This is a genomic window from Aeromicrobium panaciterrae (assembly GCF_039537165.1).
In the GTDB taxonomy this organism is placed as follows: Bacteria; Actinomycetota; Actinomycetes; order Propionibacteriales; family Nocardioidaceae; genus Aeromicrobium; species Aeromicrobium panaciterrae.
On the sequence record NZ_BAAAZZ010000002.1, the window covers coordinates 1687918 to 1705372 of the forward strand.

At 67.1% G+C, this 17455-nt stretch carries 16 protein-coding genes and 1 tRNA gene; 10 read left to right on the plus strand and 7 right to left on the minus strand.

Annotated elements, in window-relative coordinates; genetic code table 11:
- Position 1: 1 nt before the first annotated feature.
- Positions 2 to 943 carry an EamA family transporter gene (locus ABD683_RS09150; RefSeq protein WP_344769264.1) on the minus strand — a complete coding sequence of 314 codons (942 nt, stop codon included), beginning with the start codon at positions 941 to 943 and terminating at the stop codon, positions 2 to 4.
- Positions 944 to 993: 50 nt separating this feature from the next.
- Between ABD683_RS09150 and ABD683_RS09155 the strand changes: the two genes are divergently transcribed.
- The 6 genes from ABD683_RS09155 to ABD683_RS09180 all read left to right on the plus strand — a co-directional run bounded on the left by ABD683_RS09155 (position 994) and on the right by ABD683_RS09180 (position 7909).
- Positions 994 to 1518 (plus strand): hypothetical protein, encoded by a 525-nt coding sequence (locus ABD683_RS09155; protein ID WP_344769266.1) that lies wholly within the window; start codon positions 994 to 996, stop codon positions 1516 to 1518.
- An 86-nt stretch (positions 1519 to 1604) separates the two neighbouring features.
- Complete coding sequence (gene hisC / locus ABD683_RS09160) at positions 1605 to 2666, plus strand: histidinol-phosphate transaminase (protein ID WP_344769268.1); 1062 nt, start codon at positions 1605 to 1607, stop codon at positions 2664 to 2666.
- Positions 2667 to 3085: 419 nt separating this feature from the next.
- Entirely contained in the window at positions 3086 to 4261 is a 1176-nt protein-coding gene (locus ABD683_RS09165) for a thiamine pyrophosphate-dependent dehydrogenase E1 component subunit alpha (RefSeq protein ID WP_344769270.1), read from the plus strand.
- Positions 4258 to 5232, plus strand: coding sequence for an alpha-ketoacid dehydrogenase subunit beta (locus tag ABD683_RS09170; protein WP_344769272.1), 975 nt, complete (start codon positions 4258 to 4260; stop codon positions 5230 to 5232). The genes ABD683_RS09165 and ABD683_RS09170 overlap by 4 nt, the downstream gene beginning before the upstream one ends.
- A 1-nt stretch (position 5233) precedes the next feature.
- On the plus strand, positions 5234 to 6568 hold the full coding sequence (locus tag ABD683_RS09175; RefSeq protein WP_344769274.1) for a dihydrolipoamide acetyltransferase family protein: 1335 nt from the start codon (positions 5234 to 5236) through the stop codon (positions 6566 to 6568).
- A gap of 48 nt (positions 6569 to 6616) precedes the next feature.
- Positions 6617 to 7909 (plus strand): MFS transporter, encoded by a 1293-nt coding sequence (locus tag ABD683_RS09180; protein ID WP_344769275.1) that lies wholly within the window; start codon positions 6617 to 6619, stop codon positions 7907 to 7909.
- A gap of 87 nt (positions 7910 to 7996) precedes the next feature.
- Here the strand turns inward: ABD683_RS09180 and ABD683_RS09185 are convergent, their stop codons facing one another.
- The 5 genes from ABD683_RS09185 to ABD683_RS09205 form a co-directional block, all read right to left on the minus strand.
- Positions 7997 to 8464: a GNAT family N-acetyltransferase gene (locus ABD683_RS09185; RefSeq protein WP_344769277.1), complete on the minus strand. Its 468-nt coding sequence runs from the start codon at positions 8462 to 8464 to the stop codon at positions 7997 to 7999.
- 80 nt (positions 8465 to 8544) lie between these two features.
- Positions 8545 to 9480 carry an oxidoreductase gene (locus ABD683_RS09190; RefSeq protein ID WP_344769279.1) on the minus strand — a complete coding sequence of 312 codons (936 nt, stop codon included), beginning with the start codon at positions 9478 to 9480 and terminating at the stop codon, positions 8545 to 8547.
- Positions 9481 to 9491: 11 nt separating this feature from the next.
- On the minus strand, positions 9492 to 10019 hold the full coding sequence (locus tag ABD683_RS09195; protein ID WP_344769281.1) for a hypothetical protein: 528 nt from the start codon (positions 10017 to 10019) through the stop codon (positions 9492 to 9494).
- Positions 10020 to 10085: 66 nt separating this feature from the next.
- The gene (locus tag ABD683_RS09200) at positions 10086 to 11948 is read right to left on the minus strand and encodes an acyl-CoA dehydrogenase (protein WP_344769282.1); all 1863 of its coding nucleotides are present in this window, start codon (positions 11946 to 11948) and stop codon (positions 10086 to 10088) included.
- 123 nt (positions 11949 to 12071) lie between these two features.
- Positions 12072 to 12671: an HAD family hydrolase gene (locus ABD683_RS09205; protein ID WP_344769284.1), complete on the minus strand. Its 600-nt coding sequence runs from the start codon at positions 12669 to 12671 to the stop codon at positions 12072 to 12074.
- A gap of 22 nt (positions 12672 to 12693) precedes the next feature.
- On the opposite strand from ABD683_RS09205, the gene ABD683_RS09210 reads away from it, so the two are divergent.
- Together ABD683_RS09210 and ABD683_RS09215 are read left to right on the plus strand one after the other, a co-directional pair.
- Positions 12694 to 13590, plus strand: coding sequence for an LLM class flavin-dependent oxidoreductase (locus ABD683_RS09210; protein ID WP_344769286.1), 897 nt, complete (start codon positions 12694 to 12696; stop codon positions 13588 to 13590).
- Between the two features lie 273 nt (positions 13591 to 13863).
- Positions 13864 to 14781: a LysR family transcriptional regulator gene (locus tag ABD683_RS09215; RefSeq protein ID WP_344769288.1), complete on the plus strand. Its 918-nt coding sequence runs from the start codon at positions 13864 to 13866 to the stop codon at positions 14779 to 14781.
- Positions 14782 to 14876: 95 nt separating this feature from the next.
- Here ABD683_RS09215 and ABD683_RS09220 read toward each other — a convergent pair whose 3' ends face one another.
- Complete coding sequence (locus ABD683_RS09220) at positions 14877 to 15536, minus strand: hypothetical protein (RefSeq protein WP_344769290.1); 660 nt, start codon at positions 15534 to 15536, stop codon at positions 14877 to 14879.
- 185 nt (positions 15537 to 15721) lie between these two features.
- On the opposite strand from ABD683_RS09220, the gene ABD683_RS09225 reads away from it, so the two are divergent.
- Together ABD683_RS09225 and ABD683_RS09230 are read left to right on the plus strand one after the other, a co-directional pair.
- Positions 15722 to 15792: transfer RNA gene (locus ABD683_RS09225), tRNA-Gly, on the plus strand.
- Positions 15793 to 16398: 606 nt separating this feature from the next.
- Positions 16399 to 17439 (plus strand): LacI family DNA-binding transcriptional regulator, encoded by a 1041-nt coding sequence (locus ABD683_RS09230; RefSeq protein WP_344769292.1) that lies wholly within the window; start codon positions 16399 to 16401, stop codon positions 17437 to 17439.
- Positions 17440 to 17455 lie beyond the last annotated feature (16 nt).

Sequence of the window (17455 nt, forward strand, 5' to 3'; positions counted from 1 at the left end):
CTCATTGCGGCGGCAGCACGGACGGCGCGGTGCTTCGCGCCGTCTGCGCCATCACGATGCCGGCCAGCACCGCGACCGCGCCCAGCACCTGCACCGGGGTCAGCGACTCGCGGAACCACGCCCACCCGAGGATATTGGCGATGACGGGCTCCAGCATCGCCACAACCGTGACGATCGTCGCCGGTATGTGGCGCAGCGCGACCATCTGCAGGAAGAACGGTGCGACCGTGCCGAGCAGCACGACCCAGCCGAGCACCAGCCACGGTGGCGCGGAGACGTCGTCGAGCCGTCCGAGCATGCTGGTCGTGCCACCGAGGCCGGGCGACTCCCACACGGGCTGGACGAGATTCATCACGACCGCCGCCACGATGAACGCCCACAGAATGACGCGCAGCGGGTCGTCGATGCCGACGTTGTGCTCGGCGATCAGGAAGTACGCCGCGAAGCTGACCGCCGCGAGCAGCGCCATGACGACGCCGAGTCCGTCGAACGTCAACCCGTTCCACACCCGGCTCACGACTGCCAGACCGACCATGGCGAGCGCGACCGCGAGCCACATCCGGGGGTGCACCTGCTCCTTGCGGACGAACCGCACCCACAGCACGACCAGCACCGGCGCGAGGTACTCGATCAGCAGCGCGATGCCGAGCGGCAGCCGGGTGATGGCCACGTTGTACGTCAGCTGCAGCGCCACGACGCCGACCAGGCCCAGCCCGATGATCAGCAGGAGCTGGGTGCCGACGGGACGCCTCAGCGCCGAGCGGCGAAAGAGCGCGGCGTACAGCACGAACGCCACGGTCGCTCCGGTGATGCGCAGCGACGTGAACATCTCGGGCGTGAGCTCGGTCGACATCGCGACCCGCGAAACACCGCCGTTGAGCCCGAACAGCACCGCGCCGACCAGCACCAGCACGTAGCCGAGTCGGGGGTTGCGTGCCGTCACGCCCCGATTGTGTCAGCGGCACGATCTCTGTGTATGTCAGGCTCGAGCCCATGCTGGAGCCCGACGCGTTCGTGCAGGCGGTCACGTTCGATTTTTGTGGCCGCCGCGGGTGCCTCGCGTATCTCGTCCGCGATGAGGGACCGGACGTCGTCTGGGTCGACGGCGGAACGCTTGTCGTCGCAGACGATTCGACTGAGCTGGCGTCACGAGTCCTCAGCGGCGGTGCAGCAATCAAGCCGGAGACGGGGACCGTTTTCTCCGAGGACGAAGTCCACATCGACATCGAGGTTCCACAACTCCCTGCTGGTCCCCTGGACAGGGTCACAGCGAACCTCCTGTGGAACGGCTGGAGCCTGCTCGATGACATCGCCTACTCGATCGGGCGACCTCTCGACTTCCACGGCCGCGACGCCGACCGGATGCTCGACAAGCTCTTCCACGGAACGAACATTCTGAACGTCGCCTGGGACTACCAGCCCACGTTCACCAGGGACGAGCGGCGGAAGTTTCACCAGATGGTTGTCGCGGGGCAGGAACGCCTGGCGGCCGCCCTTCCGGATGATTGGCGTGCGTGAAGGCGCTGGGCGAACGGGCGCGAAATGCTCAAACCGGGGCAGGGATAAGGTCGCGACATGAGCGAGCGAGTCAAAGGACACTTCGCATGAGCAGTCCCCGTTCGCGCAAGGCGCTGGATGACATCCCGCTCTACAAGCCGGGCAAGACAGCCGCCGACGAGAACTTCAAGCTGTCGAGCAACGAGAACCCGTACGGTCCGCTGCCCGGTGTGATGGAGCGCGCCGCGACGCAGCTGGGACGCATCAACCGCTACCCCGACGCCGGCATGACGGTGCTCTATGACGCGTTGGCCAAGAAGTTTGCGCTGGGCCCCGACCACTTCGCCGCCGGCACCGGCTCAGTTGCCGTGCTCTTCGCCCTTCTCAACGCGCACTGCGAGGCCGGCGACGAGATCGTCTACGCGTGGCGCTCGTTCGAGGCCTATCCGATCGCGGCAGACCTGACGGGTGCGACGACCGTACGTGTGCCGCTGCGCGCCGACGCGACCCACGACCTCGACGCGATGGCGGACGCCATCACCGAGCGCACCCGCGTCGTGCTCGTCTGCACGCCCAACAACCCCACCGGCCCGATCGTCAGGCATTCCGACCTCGTCGAGTTCCTCGCCAAGGTCCCGGCAGGGATCATCGTGGTGGTCGACGAGGCGTACGTGGAGTTCGTCCGCGACCCCGAGGCTGCGGACGGTCTGGCGCTCCTCGCCGAGCACGAGAACGTCGTCGTGCTGCGTACATTCTCCAAGGCGTACGGGCTCGCGGGTCTGAGAGTCGGCTACGCGATAGCCCAGCCTTCGGTCGCGGAGTCGATCCGCAAGGCGACGGCGCCGTTCAGCGTCACCGACCTCGCCCAGGCCGCAGCCGTCGCATCCCTCGACTCCGAGGCTGAGCTCAGCGCTCGGGTCGAGTCGATCGTCAAGGAGCGCGAGACCATGCTGACCGCGCTGCGTGACCAGGGCTGGGACGTGCCCGAGGCGCAGGGCAACTTCGTCTGGCTCCGGCTGGGTGACGACGCGATGGAGTTCGCAGCGGCCTGCGACCCGGTGTCCGTACGACCGTTCGCGGGCGACGGGGTGCGCATCAGCGTCGGCGATCCGGCAGTCAACGCCGAGTTCGTCTCGCTGGCCGCTGGGTGGCTCGTAGATCACGGCTGAGAAAACTACTCGTTGGTAGTCGTGACCAAGACCTCCAGCGGGGGCTCTTCTCTCGCTATCGTCGTGCCCGGGTGGGAGCACACCTAGGAGCACCGCATGACTCGGGTTCGGCCGTACGCCTTCGGGACGCCGATGCTTCGCCTGCCCTCCACGCGCCCGTTCGCGGCCGACCTGCACGGTTTGGTCCGCCCACCGGCAGCGGGATACGATCGCTGGAAGCGTGATGCCGATCACGCTCGTGGGATCGCCGCCCGTCCGACCACCCCTGTGACACGACGATTCCACCGCTTCGACTCCGGCGCGGAGACCCCGCAGCCGGTTGATTGAGGGAGACGCATGAGCGAGCGCCAGCGAGCGAACCAAGGGCACGGCACTCATGCCGTTCCTCCGTACAGTGGTTTTTCTACGGAGGCGGCGGCATGAGCTTGACGACGCCCGACACCTACATGGCTGACGATCCTGCGGGGGACTTCCCGCTCGTCCAGCTCCTGACGCCCGAGGGTGAGCGAGTCAGCCACCCCGACTTCGCCTACGAGGGCGACGACGACAGCATCCGCGACCTCTACCGCGACCTGTTCCTCATGCGCCGGATGGACTTCGAGGCCCAGGCGCTGCAGCGCCACGGCGAGCTCGGACTGTGGGCGCCGTCGCAGGGTCAGGAAGCCGCGCAGATCGGTTCGGGTCGCGCGCTCCGCAAGCAGGACTTCGCCTTCCCCACCTACCGCGAGCACGGTGTCGCCCTCGTACGTGGCGTCGACCCGGCGCTGCTCCTTGGCATGTTCCGCGGCGTCGAGCTCGGTGGCTGGGATCCGGCCGAACGCGGGTTCGCGCTCTACAGCATCATCATCGGCGCGCAGACGCTTCACGCGACGGGCTACGCCATGGGCCTGACGCTCGATGACGCGGTCGGCCACAACGATCCCGACCGTGATGCCGCCGTGATCGCCTACTTCGGCGATGGCGCCACCAGCCAGGGCAGCGTCAACGAGGCGCTCGACTGGGCCGCGGTCTTCAACGCGCCGGTCGTGTTCTTCTGCCAGAACAACCAGTACGCGATCTCGGCGTCGACCGACCGCCAGAGCCGCGGTCCCATCGCCCAGCGTGCGAGCGGTTTCGGCTTCACCGGCGTACGCGTCGATGGCAACGATGTGCTGGCCTGCCATGCCGTCACGACGCAGGCGCTGCAGAAGGCCCGTGACGGCCAGGGCCCCAGCCTGATCGAGGCCTACACCTACCGCATGGGTGCGCACACGACCTCCGACGATCCGACCCGCTACCGCGAGGCCGCCGAGGTCGAGACGTGGCGACTCAAGGACCCGATCGAGCGGGTCAAGCGCTACCTCCAGGTGCAGGGCACGCCGCAGCAGTTCTTCGACGACCTCGAGGCAGAGGCCGAGGAGCTCGGCAAGCACCTGCGCGAGACGTGCAAGTCGCTGCCGGAACCCGATCTGGCCGCCTTGTTCGACCAGGTCTACGTCGACGGTGCAACCCCTGAGCTGCTCGAGCAGAAGAACGACTACCTCCGGTTCAGAGACAGTTTCGAGCGAAGCGACGAACCATCAGGAGTGGTGGAAGCAGAAGGGACCTCAGCATGACCAAGATGCCCCTCTCAAAAGGCCTGAACGCCGGACTTCGCGCGGCCATGGAGGCCGACGACAAGGTCATGATCATGGGTGAGGACGTCGGCCGGCTCGGTGGCGTCTTCCGCGTCACCGACGGTCTCCAGAAGGACTTCGGCGAGAGCCGGGTCATCGATGCCCCGCTGTCTGAGCAGGGCATTCTCGGTACGGCGGTCGGCCTCGCGATGCGCGGCTACCGCCCCGTGCTGGAGATCCAGTTCGACGGCTTCGTCTACCCGGCGTACGACCAGATCGTCAACCAGGTCGCCAAGCTGCACTTCCGCAGCCAGGGCAAGGTCAAGATGCCGATCGTCATCCGCATCCCGTTCGGCGGTGGCATCGGCGCAGTCGAGCACCACTCCGAGAGCCCCGAGGCGCAGTTCGCCCTCACTGCGGGCCTCAAGGTCGTGTCCTGCTCCAACGCCAACGACGCCTACTGGATGATCCAGCAGGCGATCGCCAGCGACGACCCGATCGTGTTCATGGAGCCCAAGCGCCGCTACTGGGACCAGGGTGAGGTCGACCTCGACGGCGAGCCCTACCCGCTGCTCAAGTCACGCGTCCTGAGCGAGGGCTCCGACGCGACGCTGATCGCGTACGGTCCGATGGTCAAGACGTGCCTGGAGTCGGCCGCCGCCGCTGCCGACGACGGGGTCAGCCTCGAGGTCATCGACCTGCGTACGTTGTCACCGCTCGACCTCGACCCGGTCTATGAGTCCGTGCGCAAGACGGGTCGCGCCGTCGTCGTCCACGAGGCCGCGCAGACCCTCGGCCTCGGCGCCGAGCTCGCCGCGCGCATCACCGAGACCTGCTTCTACCACCTGGAGGCGCCCGTGCAACGCGTGACGGGCTACGACCTGCCCTATCCGCCGAGCCGCGTCGAGGAAGAGTTCCTGCCGGGACTCGACCGCGTGCTCGACGCCGTCGACCGTTCGCTGGAGTACTGAGATGAGTGAGTTCAAGCTGCCCGACGTGGGCGAAGGTCTGACCGAGGCCGAGATCGTCACCTGGAAGGTCAAGGTCGGCGACGTCATCAAGGTCAACGACATCATTGTCGACATCGAGACCGCCAAGTCGATCGTCGAGCTGCCGAGCCCGTACGAAGGCACGATCGAGGAGCTCCTCGTCGCCGAGGGCCAGACCGTCGATGTCGGTACCCCGATCATCCGCATCACCTCCGCAGACGAGGCCGCGGCCGCACCCAAGGCTGCCGCCCCGACCGCCAGCGACTTCTCGACGCCGGAGTTCATCGGCGCTCCGGCGGTGGAGGGCACCGCCACGGCGGCAGAGCCGTCCGAACCCCCGCAGGAGCGTCAGAAGGTGCTGGTGGGCTACGGGCCACGCGCCTCGTCGATCAAGCGTCGCGCCCGCAAGGGTGCCGTGGCGTCCGTCGACACCGAGAAGGTCGCGCAGCACAAGCCGCTGCGTGCCCTGGCCAAGCCGCCCGTACGCAAGCTGGCCAAGGACCTCGGCATCGACCTCGGTGCCGTGCCGAGCACCGGCGAGATCATCACCCGCGCAGACGTCGAGGCCTTTGCGGGTCGCGCCTCCACCCAAGCACCGGCTCCACAGCCGTCCGGCGCCGGAGACGTACGCATCCCGATCAAGGGTGTCCGCAAGATGACCGCCGAGGCCATGGTGTCGTCGGCGTTCACCGCACCGCACGTCACTGAATGGGTGACGGTCGACGTCAGCAAGACGGTCCAGCTGGTCAAGCAGCTCAAGAAGGACCCGGTGTTCGCCGACGTACGCGTCTCGCCGCTGCTGATCGTGGCCAAGGCTGTGCTGCTGGCGATGAAGCGCACCCCCGAGCTCAACGCATCGTGGGACGAGGCAGCGCAGGAGATCGTGCTGAAGGGCTCGGTCAACCTCGGCATCGCCGCCGCCACTCCCCGCGGACTCGTGGTTCCCAATGTCGTCGGCGCCGACTCGATGTCGCTGCTCGAGCTGGCCCGGGCGTTCGGTGAGCTCATCACGACGGCGCGTGACGGCAAGACGCAGCCGGCGCAGATGGCGGGCGGATCGTTCACGATCACCAACATCGGTGTCTTCGGCATCGATGCCGGCACCCCGATCCTCAACCCGGGCGAAGCCGGCATCCTGGCCGTCGGTGCGATCAACAAGCGCCCGTGGGTCGGCGACGACGACGAGATCGTCGCGCGCTGGGTCACGACGCTGGCGCTGAGCTTCGACCACCGCCTGGTCGACGGCGAGCAGGGATCACGCTTCCTCGCCGATGTCGCAGCGATCCTGCACGATCCAGCGGTGGCGCTCACGTTCTAGGCCAAGCGCCGACGAACGGGCGCCGCCGGGGCTCACTAGTCTTGACGGGTGACCCAGATCCGCTCATCGCCCGGTGCGGTGGCCGTATGGGTCGTGGGTCTGCTGGTCTACCTGCTCGCGGTGTTCCACCGGTCGTCTCTGGCGGTCGCGGGCCTCGCTGCGACGGAGCGCTTCGACATCTCGGCGGCTCAGCTGTCGTCGTTCACGATGCTGCAGCTGCTGGTCTACACGCTGATGCAGATCCCGGTGGGGCTCGTGCTCGATCGGTTCGGGTCGCGCCGGATCATGCTCACGGGACTGCTGACGCTCACGGCGGCGCAGAGCCTGTTCGCCGTCGCCGACACGTACGCGGTGGCGCTCCTCGCCCGGCTCTTCGTCGGGATGGGCGACGCGATGATCTTCGTGTGCGTGCTCCGGCTGGTCAACACGTGGTTTGCGCCGCGTCGCATCCCGCTCGTCACGCAGATGACAGGCGTGCTGGGGCAGCTGGGCGGCATCATCGCCGCGGTCCCGATGACGCTGGCGCTGCGGGAGCTGGGGTGGACCAAGGCGTACCTGCTGGCGGCTTCGCTCGGCATCGTCCTGCTGGTGGCGCTGCTGGCGTTCATCCGCGACTCGCCCGACGAGCGTTCGGCCTCAGGACCGCCGATGTCGCTGACCACGATCCGGCGCAGCCTCGGTGAGTCCTGGGAGCATCCCGGCACCCGTCTCGGGCTGTGGACGCACTTCACGACACAGTTCAGCGCCACCACGCTTGGCCTGCTGTGGGGCTACCCGTTCTTCGTACGCGGCGAGAACCTCTCGTCGGGCCAGGCCGGGGCGCTACTGACGATCCTGGTCGTCGCGGTCATGGCAGCGGGCCCGGCGCTGGCATGGTTCATCACCCGTCATCCTTGGCACCGGTCGACGCTGGTGCTCTCGATCGTCGGAGCGATCGTCGTGATGTGGACGATCGTCCTCACCTGGCGCGGCGATGCGCCGTTCTGGCTGCTGGTCCTGCTGATGCTCGCGGTCGGCGTCGGCGGTCCGGCGTCGATGATCGGCTTCGACTTCGGTCGCTCGTTCAATCCGGTGCACCGCATGGGTGCCGCGATCGGCATCATCAACCAGGGCGGGTTCTTCGCCAGCCTCGTCCTCGTCGTCGCGATCGGCCTGATCCTCGACTGGCGTACGCCCGGTGCCAGCGCCGCATACACGCCCTCGGCGTTCCGCTGGGCGATGTCGTTCCAGTACGTGCTGTGGGGCATCGGTCTCGTGCAGATCTGGCGTTACCGCGTCCGGGTGCGGGCCAAGATCATGCGCGAAGAACCCGAGGCGTACGGCCGTACACCCGAGTTCTAGGCCGGTGCCCCGCGATGTGTGACACCCATGGCGTCACCGCGGCCGGATGACGCCATCAGGGCAACACATCGCGGAGCTCGGCTGGGGTCAGGCGACGGACTCGTCGGCTTCTGGTTCACGGACCAGCATGAGGTTGGTCTTGCCGTTGTGGTCGAGTGCGCCGATCTCCTCGAAGCCGCGGCTCTCGTGGAACGCCAGCGAGACGTCGTTGGTCTCGTAGACCTCCAGCGCGATCGGCAGGTCTGCCTCGATCTCGTCGTACAACGTCGAGGCGACGCCTTCGCGCCGGTGCTCCTCGGCGACGACGATGCGGTCGAGGTAGACGTAGTCGTCGACCAGCTGGTCCTCGAACCAGCGGTAGCGGCTCGAGTCGTACTCGGCGCCCGGTGGGACCGTGATGACGAAGCCGGCGATGTCGCCGTCGCCGTGGTCGACCACGAGGGCCTGGTCGGCCATCTTCACGAGCAACGAGAGACTCTCGTTGTCGAGTGGGCCGACCCCTTCAAGGGCGTTCTGGTTGAGGTGGACGATCGTGTCGAAGTCGCTGTGCGTCATGTCTCGAATCATCAGGCATTCGACGTTACGTCAACCTGACGGCCAACCCCACCGTTTGTGGGCCATCCCACGTCGGCCGGTCAGACGGTGAACTCGACCCCGGCAGCGCTTTCTGACGCTGCCCAGAGGGCGTTCGCGAGGTGGGTGTCGCGTGCGGTCCGTGACATCCCGACCAGCTTGGGTCGCCCGCGCCACTGACCGGGGCCGCCCGGACCGACGTACTCGCCGCCCTTCAACGACGGGTCCGTCGCGGCCATCAGGAGCGGCCACGCGCCGGCGGCCGCGGACTGCGCGATGACCTTGGAGACCTGGTGCATCCCGGTCGCCTGCAGCGAGTTGCCACCCACCGACGGTCCGGTCTTGGTGATGTTGGTGGACGCATACCCCGGGTGCGCGCTGACGCTGACGACATCGATGCCGGCTGCCTTGACCCGGCGGTCGAGCTCGTTGGCGAAGAGCAGGTTGGCGACCTTGGACTCCGCGTACGCCTGGGTCCGTTTGTAGCGGCGGGGCGATCCCTCGGGGGTGGTGAACGTACGCAGGTCGATGCCGCTCGTGGCCTTGTGCATGTTGGACGACACCGACACGATCCGCGCGTGCGACGTCACGAGCAACGGCCACAGGTGCGCGGTGAGGGCGAAGTGGCCGAGGTGGTTGGTGCCCATCTGCAGCTCGTAGCCGTCGACCGTCGTGGACGGCTTGGGCGGGAACATGATCCCGGCGTTGTTGACCAGGATGTCGACCTTGCCGTACGCGGCGATCTCGTCGGCAGCGCGCTTCACGTCAGCCAGGTCCGCGAGGTCGAGCGCCACGACATCGACCGTGGCACCCGGGACGTCGCCCTGGATGCGCGCGACGGCCTCCTCGGCCTTCTGGGGGTTGCGGGCCGTGACGGCGAGGTATGCTCCATGGCGCGCCAGCTCGATCGCGGTGTGGAGGCCCAACCCTCCGGTGACTCCAGTGACGACGGCGCGCTTGCCGGTCAGGTCTGGGATGTCTGTGGTTTTCCAGCTCATGGGGCCACACCCTACGGCGCTTCGAGCCGCTTCTTGCGGCGACACCAAAACGTCCACGCGGCGAGCCCGAGGCCGAGCGCCGTGCCGATGGCCGAGACGCCCTGCGCGACGTTGCCCTTCGAGGCATAGCCCTCGACCGCGGCGTACGTGTAGGTCGCGTCGTCGACCCGCCGGTCCTTCGGCGTGCACGTGATGAGCTGGTCCTTGTCGCCCTTGGTGAGCATGCCGATGAGGTGCCACTCGTCCGTGCCGTTGGTGACGGTGATCTCCAGGCGTTGCGCGGGCGTGTCGAGGGGCGGGATCTCGGTGACCTTCTTGCCCGGCCCGGTGGCGCGGCACGTCACGTCGCGCTCGGGCTGCACGATGTCGGTGAACACGGCGACGCTCTTGCCGGTGCCGTCGAAGCGTTCGGCGATCGGCCGTACGGTCGCCTCGCGCACGGGGTCCCACGCGCTGGCCGCGACCGTGATCGCGATGACCGCGGCACCGAGCGCGATGAAGAGCGCGGCGACGTACCAGAGCGGACTCGTCGGTTTCACGCAGTCACCTTCCCACGCCGGGCAGACGAAAGCCCCCACCGAGGGTGGGGGCCTTCGTTGTGTCCGCTAGAAGCTGGCGATGTCGAGCTCCATGATCGAGTCGTCGATGTTCTCGGCGATCGCACGCTCGCCCGCCATCAGCGGGAGGACGTTGCGGGCGAAGAAGCTCGCGGCCGCGACCTTGCCCTCGTAGAAGCTCTTGTCGGCGGCGGAAACCTCGCCACCGAGCTTCTCGAGCGCCACCTCGGCGCCGCGCAGCAGCAGCCACGCGACGACCAGGTCACCCAGCACGTAAACGAGGCGCGTCGTGTTGAGGCCGACCTTGTAGATCTTCTTGATGTCACCGTTCTCGTCGGCCGGGTTGGACGACATGAGATCGGCGAACGCGGCACCCACGATGGCCTGTGCGTCCTCGAGGGCCTTGGCGAGCAGCTCGCGCTCGACCTTCAGGCGACCGTTGCCGGCCTCGCTCTCGACGAACTGCTGGACCTCGTTGCTGAGGAATCCGAGCGCCTGGCCCTTGTTCTTGACGATCTTGCGGAAGAACAGGTCCATGCCCTGGATCGCGGTGGTGCCTTCGTACAGCGTGTCGATCTTGGCGTCGCGGACGTACTGCTCGATCGGGTAGTCCTGCAGGAAGCCTGATCCGCCGAACGTCTGCAGCGACTCGGTGCCCAGCAGCACCCACGAGCGCTCGGAGCCGTAGCCCTTGACGATCGGGAGCAGCAGGTCGTTGATGGCCTCATCGAGCGAAGCGTCCTCACCCGTCGACTCCTTGATCAGGATGTTGTCCTGGAAGGTCGAGGTGTAGATCATCAGCGAACGCAGGCCCTCGGCGAACGCCTTCTGCGTCAGTAGCGAGCGACGTACGTCGGGATGGTTGGTGATGACGACGCGCGGCGCCGCCTTGTCGTTGGCCTGCGTCAGGTCAGCACCCTGGACGCGCTCCTTGGCGTAGTCGAGCGCGTTGAGGTAGCCGGTCGACAGCGTCGCGATGGCCTTGGAGCCGACCATCATGCGGGCGTTCTCGATGACGCGGAACATCTGGTTGATGCCGTCGTGAACCTCGCCGAGCAGCCAGCCCTGGGCCGGTGCACCGTCGCCGAACGTGACCTCGCAGGTCGTGGAGACCTTGATGCCCATCTTCTTCTCGACGTTGGTGACGTAGGCGCCGTTGCGCTCACCCGTCAGCTCGCCGGTCTCGTGGTCGAAGTGGAACTTCGGCACGAGGAAGAGGCTGAGGCCCTTGGTGCCGGGTCCGCCGACACCCTCGACGCCCACGGGGCGGGCGAGGACCAGGTGCATGATGTTTTCGGCCATGTCGTGCTCGGCCGAGGTGATGAAGCGCTTGACGCCCTCGATGTTCCACGAGCCATCTTCATTCATCGTCGCCTTGGTGCGACCGGCGCCGACGTCGGATCCGGCGTCGGGCTCGGTGAGGACCATCGTCGCGCCCCACTGGCGATCGACCATGTGCTGGGCGATCTTCTTGTCACGCTCGATGCCGTTCTCGAACACGATGCGGGCGAACGCGGGGCCGCAGGCGAACATCCAGATGGCGGGGTTGGCGCCGAGGACGTACTCCGCGGTCGACCATACGAGCGAGGCCGGCGAACGCTGTCCACCGAGCTCCTCGGGAAGGGCCAGGCGCCACCACTCGGCATCCATCCAGGCCTTGTAGGACTTCTTGAACGAGTCGGGCATGACGACGGTCTTCTCGGCCGGGTCATAGATCGGGGGGTTGCGGTCCGAGTCGTCGAACGAGGCGGCCAGGTCTTCGCGAGAGATGCGCTCGATCTCGCTGATGATGCTCTTGGCCGTGTCGAGGTCGACCTCGTCGAACGGGGCGGTCCCGAGGATCTCCTGGCGGTTGAAGAGCTCAAACAGGTTGAACTCGGTGTCGCGGAGGTTGCTCTTGTAGTGGCTCATTGACGCCATTCCTTGTGTGGGCCGCGCGGCGCGCAGCAGTGTTGCTACTGGGTAGTAACTTAAGTATCCGCCGGAGGTGGTGCAAAGACAAGTGAACTCCTCGCGGCAGCCGTGTCGGGAGGGTCACATCGGCTGGGAGGACAGCCAGTCCGGGAAGCGTTCGAGGGTCGTGAGCACGACGTCCGCTCCCGCATCGTGGAGCTCGTCGGCCGAGCTGGGACCTGTGGCGACCCCGATGCCGGTCACCCCGGCGAGGGTCGCTGCCTCCATGTCGTGCACGTGATCGCCCACGTACGTCGTGGCACCCTGCTCGGTCAGCACCGTGGCCTTGCCGGCTCGCCACACGCGGCCGAACACGGCATCGGCCGGCAGCTCGAGGCGGTCGATGTGCAGCTGCGCGTTGGGCCCATGCTTGGCGGTGATGATGATGGCGCGGCCACGCTGCCGTACGGCGTCCAGCGACTCGTACGCTCCGGGAAGCGCCGTGATCAGCGGCAGCGCGATTTCGGGGTAGAGCTCGCGGTAGCGGTCGGACCACCGGTCGACCTCGTCGCCCGGCACCCAGTTGGCCAGCTCGACCTCGATCGGCGGACCGAGCCGTGAGACCACGAGATCGACGTCGATCGGCGCGCCGCTCTCGCGGACGAGCTCCTCATACACCGCACGGATTCCGGGCCGCGAATCTATGAGAGTCATGTCGAGGTCGAAGCCGATCGTGCTCACCCGAGCGACGCTATCTGTCAGCATGTCCCTCATGCAGGTGGGGATGACGTTGCCGATCATGGAGCCGGACCTCGGCCCCGACACCCTCGAGGAATGGTCGCAGGCGATCGATGCCGGACCGTTCTCGTCGCTGTGCTTCGGCGAACGGATGGCGTTCGACAACCCCGAGACGCTGACGTTGCTGGGCGCGGTCGCGGCGTGGACCGATCGCGTACGCATCGTGACGACCGTGATCGTCCCGCAGCTGCACGAGCCCGTGATGCTGGCCAAGGCGCTGGCCACCGGCGACCGGCTGAGCAAGGGGCGGTTGACGGCGGGATTCGGTGTGGGCGGTCGTGACGAGGACTACCGCGCCGTCGGTGCCGAGCTGTCGACCAGGACGATGGCCGGCATGGCCGAGCGCGTCGCCGTCATGAAGCGCGTCTGGGCGGGGGAGAAGGTCACCGAGGCCGTGCGTCCCGTGGGTCCGCGGCCGGTGCAGCCCGGTGGCCCGGAGCTCCTCGTCGGCAGCACCGGGCCCAGGACGATCCGGAGCGCTGCCGTCTGGGCCGATGGACTCGCTGGGTTTGAGCTCGACCTCGACCTGGCGCGCGCCGAGACGCTGTTCGACGTGGCTCGCACGGCATGGCGGGAGGCAGGTCGTACGGCTCCGCGGCTCACCACGTCGTTCTGGGTTGCCCTCGATGACGGCGTGGGTGGCGCGCGTGACCAGATGCACCGCCACCTGCGGCACTACATGAACTGGCTGCCGGCAGACCTGGTCGACGCCCTGGCTCCGACCGCGGGGTTCGCCGGGACCGAGGACGAGCTGCTCGCGGTCCTGAAGCAGCTTGAGGAGATCGGCGCCGACGAGGTGCACCTGGTGCCGACGACATCGGACATCTCGATGGTCGAGCGCATCGCCGCGGCGATCTCGTAGGACATGAAGAAGCCGGCCACCCTGCTGGGATGACCGGCTCCTTGCTGGCTGACGTGGTTCAGCGGATCTGCGTCGGGATGCGACCGAAGCCGTCGTGCGAGACGGAGTGAACGGTGCCGCCAACTCCGATCACGGCGATGACGATGGCGCTGATTGCGGTGATGATCATTGCTGGCCTCCTTCAAAGGCTGGGTGACTGCGTACCTCAAGTATGAGTCGCCAAACCGTCAAGCACAATCTAAGAAAACTACACGTAATGTGTAGACTGGCTACATGGACATGAAAAGGCTCGAGCTCCTGCGTGAATTGGCCGAGAGGGGCACCGTGGGTGCCGTCGCGGACGTGACAGGAGTCACCCCGTCAGCGGTGTCACAGCAGCTGAAAGTGCTGGAAAAGGAGGCCGGAGTGGCGCTTCTCGAACCCTCCGGACGCGGCGTCGCACTGACCGCGGCGGGTCGCGCCCTGGCCCAGACGGCGACCGACATCGCGGTGGCTGTCGCCAAGGCCGAGGCGGAGTGGCGTGAGTTCATGGAGCAGCCTGCCGGCGACGTCACGCTCACGACATTTGCCACCGGTGGAGAGATGCTGCTGCCTGGTTTGCTCACCCGCCTCGCGGACGAGCCGCACATCAATCTCGTCTGCAATGACCTTGACCTCACCAAGCTCGAGTTCGCCGACCTGACCCCTGACTATGACGTCGTGATCGCCGACTCCCCCACGACGTCGGCGTCTTGGCATGATCGCGGGCTGCAGGTCATACCCCTCATGAGCGAGCCGCTCGACGTGGCGCTGCCCGAGGACCACCGGCTGGCCTCCAAGGCGAGCCTGTCGCCCAAGGACGTCGTCGGCGAGACGTGGATCGGTGCGCCCCACGACTTCCCGTTCGACCGGGTGCTGAGCCAGGTGGTCGCGTCGACGGGTGAGCCCGTACGCATTGCCCAACGCATTGCCGACAACGGCATCGTCGAGTCGATGGTCGCCGCTGGTCACGGCATCGCGATCCTGCCCCGCTTCACGACTCGTGAGCATGGCAACGGGCTGGTCACCCGTCCGCTGGTCGGCATCCGGGCGAAGCGCGAGATCTCGGCGCTGCTGCGGCCCGACCGGTTCGAGCGGCCATCCGTACGGTTCGTCGTCCAGGCTCTTCGCGACGAGGCCCGCGCCGTCGCCGACGCCCACCAGGCGGTCTAGGCACGCCCTGGAGGTCACAGCGCTGTGGGCACGCCCTCGGATGAGAGGAGGCGTGCCCACAGCGGTTGTTGCTCCCTACCGGGAGATGATGGCCGTCAGCTGGAGGTGGTGTTGACGGTGATCTTCGCGATGCCGACCAGGAGATCCTTGGTCACGGCGTCGGTGCCGAAGGTCTTGTTCAGCAGGTCAGCTGCGACCGGCGAGATGAAGACCTTGGTGCCCTCGAGGATGGCGGTGTCGCCCTCGCTCTGGAGCGGCTTCAGCGTGGTTCCGTTGAGCTGGAACAGGAACGCGCTCGTGGCAGCAACCTTGCCGTTGACCGACACGTCGCCGTAGACGCGGGAGACGCCCGGGTCGACGTTGAAGTTGGTCAGCTCGACCTTGGTGTCACCAGCGGTGAGCGACAGGCCCGAACCTTCGTGCTGGATCTGGCCGATCACGTACGGGGACACCGTGCCGGGCTTGAAGTACGTGACGTTGCCGCCCGTGATCGGGAAGACCAGGGAGCCCTCGGTGAGGGCGGCGGTGCCGACCACACCGGGTGTGAGCTTGAGCGATGTCAGTGCGTCGACGAAGCCCTGGTCGAGGAGGATCGCGGTGCTCTCGCCCGTCAGGCCGTCGATCGAGGCCAGTGCCTTGGGAGCCGACGTGCTGGAGCCGCCGTCACTGTCCGACGACGAGCAGGCTGCGAGCGGGAAGGCCGCCGCAGCAGCCAGCGCGATGCCGGCGATGAACTTGCGGTTCTTGGTGCGCATGATGTGCTCTCATTCGTTTGGGAGGTGTCGTGGTGTTGACACCGGTGTTTCGCCACGAGCGGGAATCCGGATTGGTCACCCTGCCGCCGATCGGCGGTTAACTGCTGCCGTTGCAGTCAAAGAAATCTTTGGGCGCTGACGCGCGATCGATGGATAGGCTGGTGTCGAGGTCGCTCGACCTCAACGCCGATGTAGCTCAGTGGTAGAGCGCTTGCTTCCCAAGCAAGACATGCGGGTTCGATTCCCGTCATCGGCTCGCCATTCCGCGCGCAGCGCGCAACCGCGAGACGATGGCGGGAATCGAGTCGGGTCCCCTCCCTGCAGTGCTTTTGCCGCGGCGGAGCCGCCCTCAAGTGCTGCCGCGCGAGGGATCCCGTCATCGGCTCTTCATCCGGTGCGAAGCACCCAGTCAAGAGGCGATGGCGGGACCCCCACCATCGCAGCGCCTCCCACGCGGCGAAGCCGCCTCGCTGGTGCTGCCGCACGAGGGATCCCGTCATCGGCTCGCCATTCCGCGCGCAGCGCGCAACCGCGAGACGATGGCGGGAATCGAGTCGGGCCCCACCATCGCAGCGCCTCCCACGCGGCGAAGCCGCCTCGCTGGTGCTGCCGCACGAGGGATCCCGTCATCGGCTCTTCATCCGGTGCGAAGCACCCAGTCAAGAGGCGATGGCGGGACCCCCACCATTGCAGCGCCTCCCACGCGGCGAAGCCGCCTCGCTGGTGCTGCCGCGCGAGGGCGGGAGGCCTCGCTTCTCCCGTAGTCCCCGCAGTGGTCAGAACCAAGTTCCGGTGACCGCTTGACAAGAGTGACGAGGGTCACGCATAGTCTCGGGCTATGGGAAACCGGTTTCCTACGGGAATGCGTCGGATCACGATTGGCGATGTCGCCGCGCGTGCTGGTGTGTCCAAGGGCACCGTCTCGAAGTACTTCGGTGGCAACGGCTACTACATGTCAGAAGAGACACGGTCTCGCATCGCGGCCGCCGTCGCAGAGCTGGACTTCGAGCCCAATGCCATCGCGCAGGGCCTGGTTCATGGCCGCACCCACACGATCGGCGTGATCGTTGCCAGCGTGGTGAACCCCCTGTACGCCGAGCTGGTCGACGGCGTTGACGAGGTGCTCGGCGCCGAGGGTTTCACGCTCATCATGAGCAGTTCCGAAGGCTCCGCTGAGAAGGAATCGTTGGCGGTTCGCTCCATGAGGCAGCGGCAGGTCGACGGGATCATCATGGCGTCAGTGACGATGGTGGGATCCAAAGTCCAGGACCTGGTCACCTCGGGAGTCAACGTCGTGCTGGCGAGCCGGCACCTACCGTCCACCAGTGTCGACACCGTCATCGCCGACAACTTGCGTGGCGCTCGCATGGCGGTTGAGCACCTTGCCGAGCACGGTCACACCCGAATCGGTCACATCGCTGGTCCGCCCGAGGTCGCTCCGTTCATCGAGCGTCGGGCAGCGTACGAAGAGGTCCTCCAGGACCGTCACCTCCCCTCCGGCGACGCTCTCGTGGTTCAGGCAGCCAGCTCTCGTCGAGAGGATGCCGCCGAGGCGATGGCTGCCCTGATGAGCGGGACCGACCGGCCGACCGCAGTCTTTGTCCCGTCCGACGGCATGGCACTCGGCGCTCTGCAAGCCTGCGACCAACTCGGTCTCGACGTCCCGAGGGACGTCGCCGTTGTCGGTTTCGACAACGTGTGGGTCAGCCGCATGCCTGGCATCAGGCTGACCACCGTCGACAGCTCTGCCCGCGCGCTCGGCGCTCGTGCAGCGAGCATCCTCCTGACTCGCATCCAGTCCCGATGGGATGGCAAGACCGGCGCGCCTCCGCAGCTTGATGTGCTGCCGGCACGTCTCGTCCTCGGCTCGACGTGCGGGTGTCCACCGGAGCTGTGGGAGTAATGACACTCCTTGCAGC

Bases quoted from the DNA above. Each gene is read 5' to 3' on its own strand.
- ABD683_RS09185 (WP_344769277.1), bottom strand. From the start codon at position 8,464: ATGACGCACAGCGACTTCGACACGATCGTCCACCTCAACCAGAACGCC.
- ABD683_RS09190 (WP_344769279.1), bottom strand. From the start codon at position 9,480: ATGAGCTGGAAAACCACAGACATCCCAGACCTGACCGGCAAGCGCGCC.
- ABD683_RS09220 (WP_344769290.1), bottom strand. From the start codon at position 15,536: ATGCGCACCAAGAACCGCAAGTTCATCGCCGGCATCGCGCTGGCTGCT.
- ABD683_RS09215 (WP_344769288.1), top strand. From the start codon at position 13,864: ATGGACATGAAAAGGCTCGAGCTCCTGCGTGAATTGGCCGAGAGGGGC.
- ABD683_RS09155 (WP_344769266.1), top strand. From the start codon at position 994: ATGCTGGAGCCCGACGCGTTCGTGCAGGCGGTCACGTTCGATTTTTGT.
- hisC (WP_344769268.1), top strand. From the start codon at position 1,605: ATGAGCAGTCCCCGTTCGCGCAAGGCGCTGGATGACATCCCGCTCTAC.
- ABD683_RS09210 (WP_344769286.1), top strand. From the start codon at position 12,694: ATGTCCCTCATGCAGGTGGGGATGACGTTGCCGATCATGGAGCCGGAC.
- ABD683_RS09200 (WP_344769282.1), bottom strand. From the start codon at position 11,948: ATGAGCCACTACAAGAGCAACCTCCGCGACACCGAGTTCAACCTGTTT.
- ABD683_RS09175 (WP_344769274.1), top strand. From the start codon at position 5,234: ATGAGTGAGTTCAAGCTGCCCGACGTGGGCGAAGGTCTGACCGAGGCC.
- ABD683_RS09165 (WP_344769270.1), top strand. From the start codon at position 3,086: ATGAGCTTGACGACGCCCGACACCTACATGGCTGACGATCCTGCGGGG.
- ABD683_RS09170 (WP_344769272.1), top strand. From the start codon at position 4,258: ATGACCAAGATGCCCCTCTCAAAAGGCCTGAACGCCGGACTTCGCGCG.
- ABD683_RS09230 (WP_344769292.1), top strand. From the start codon at position 16,399: ATGCGTCGGATCACGATTGGCGATGTCGCCGCGCGTGCTGGTGTGTCC.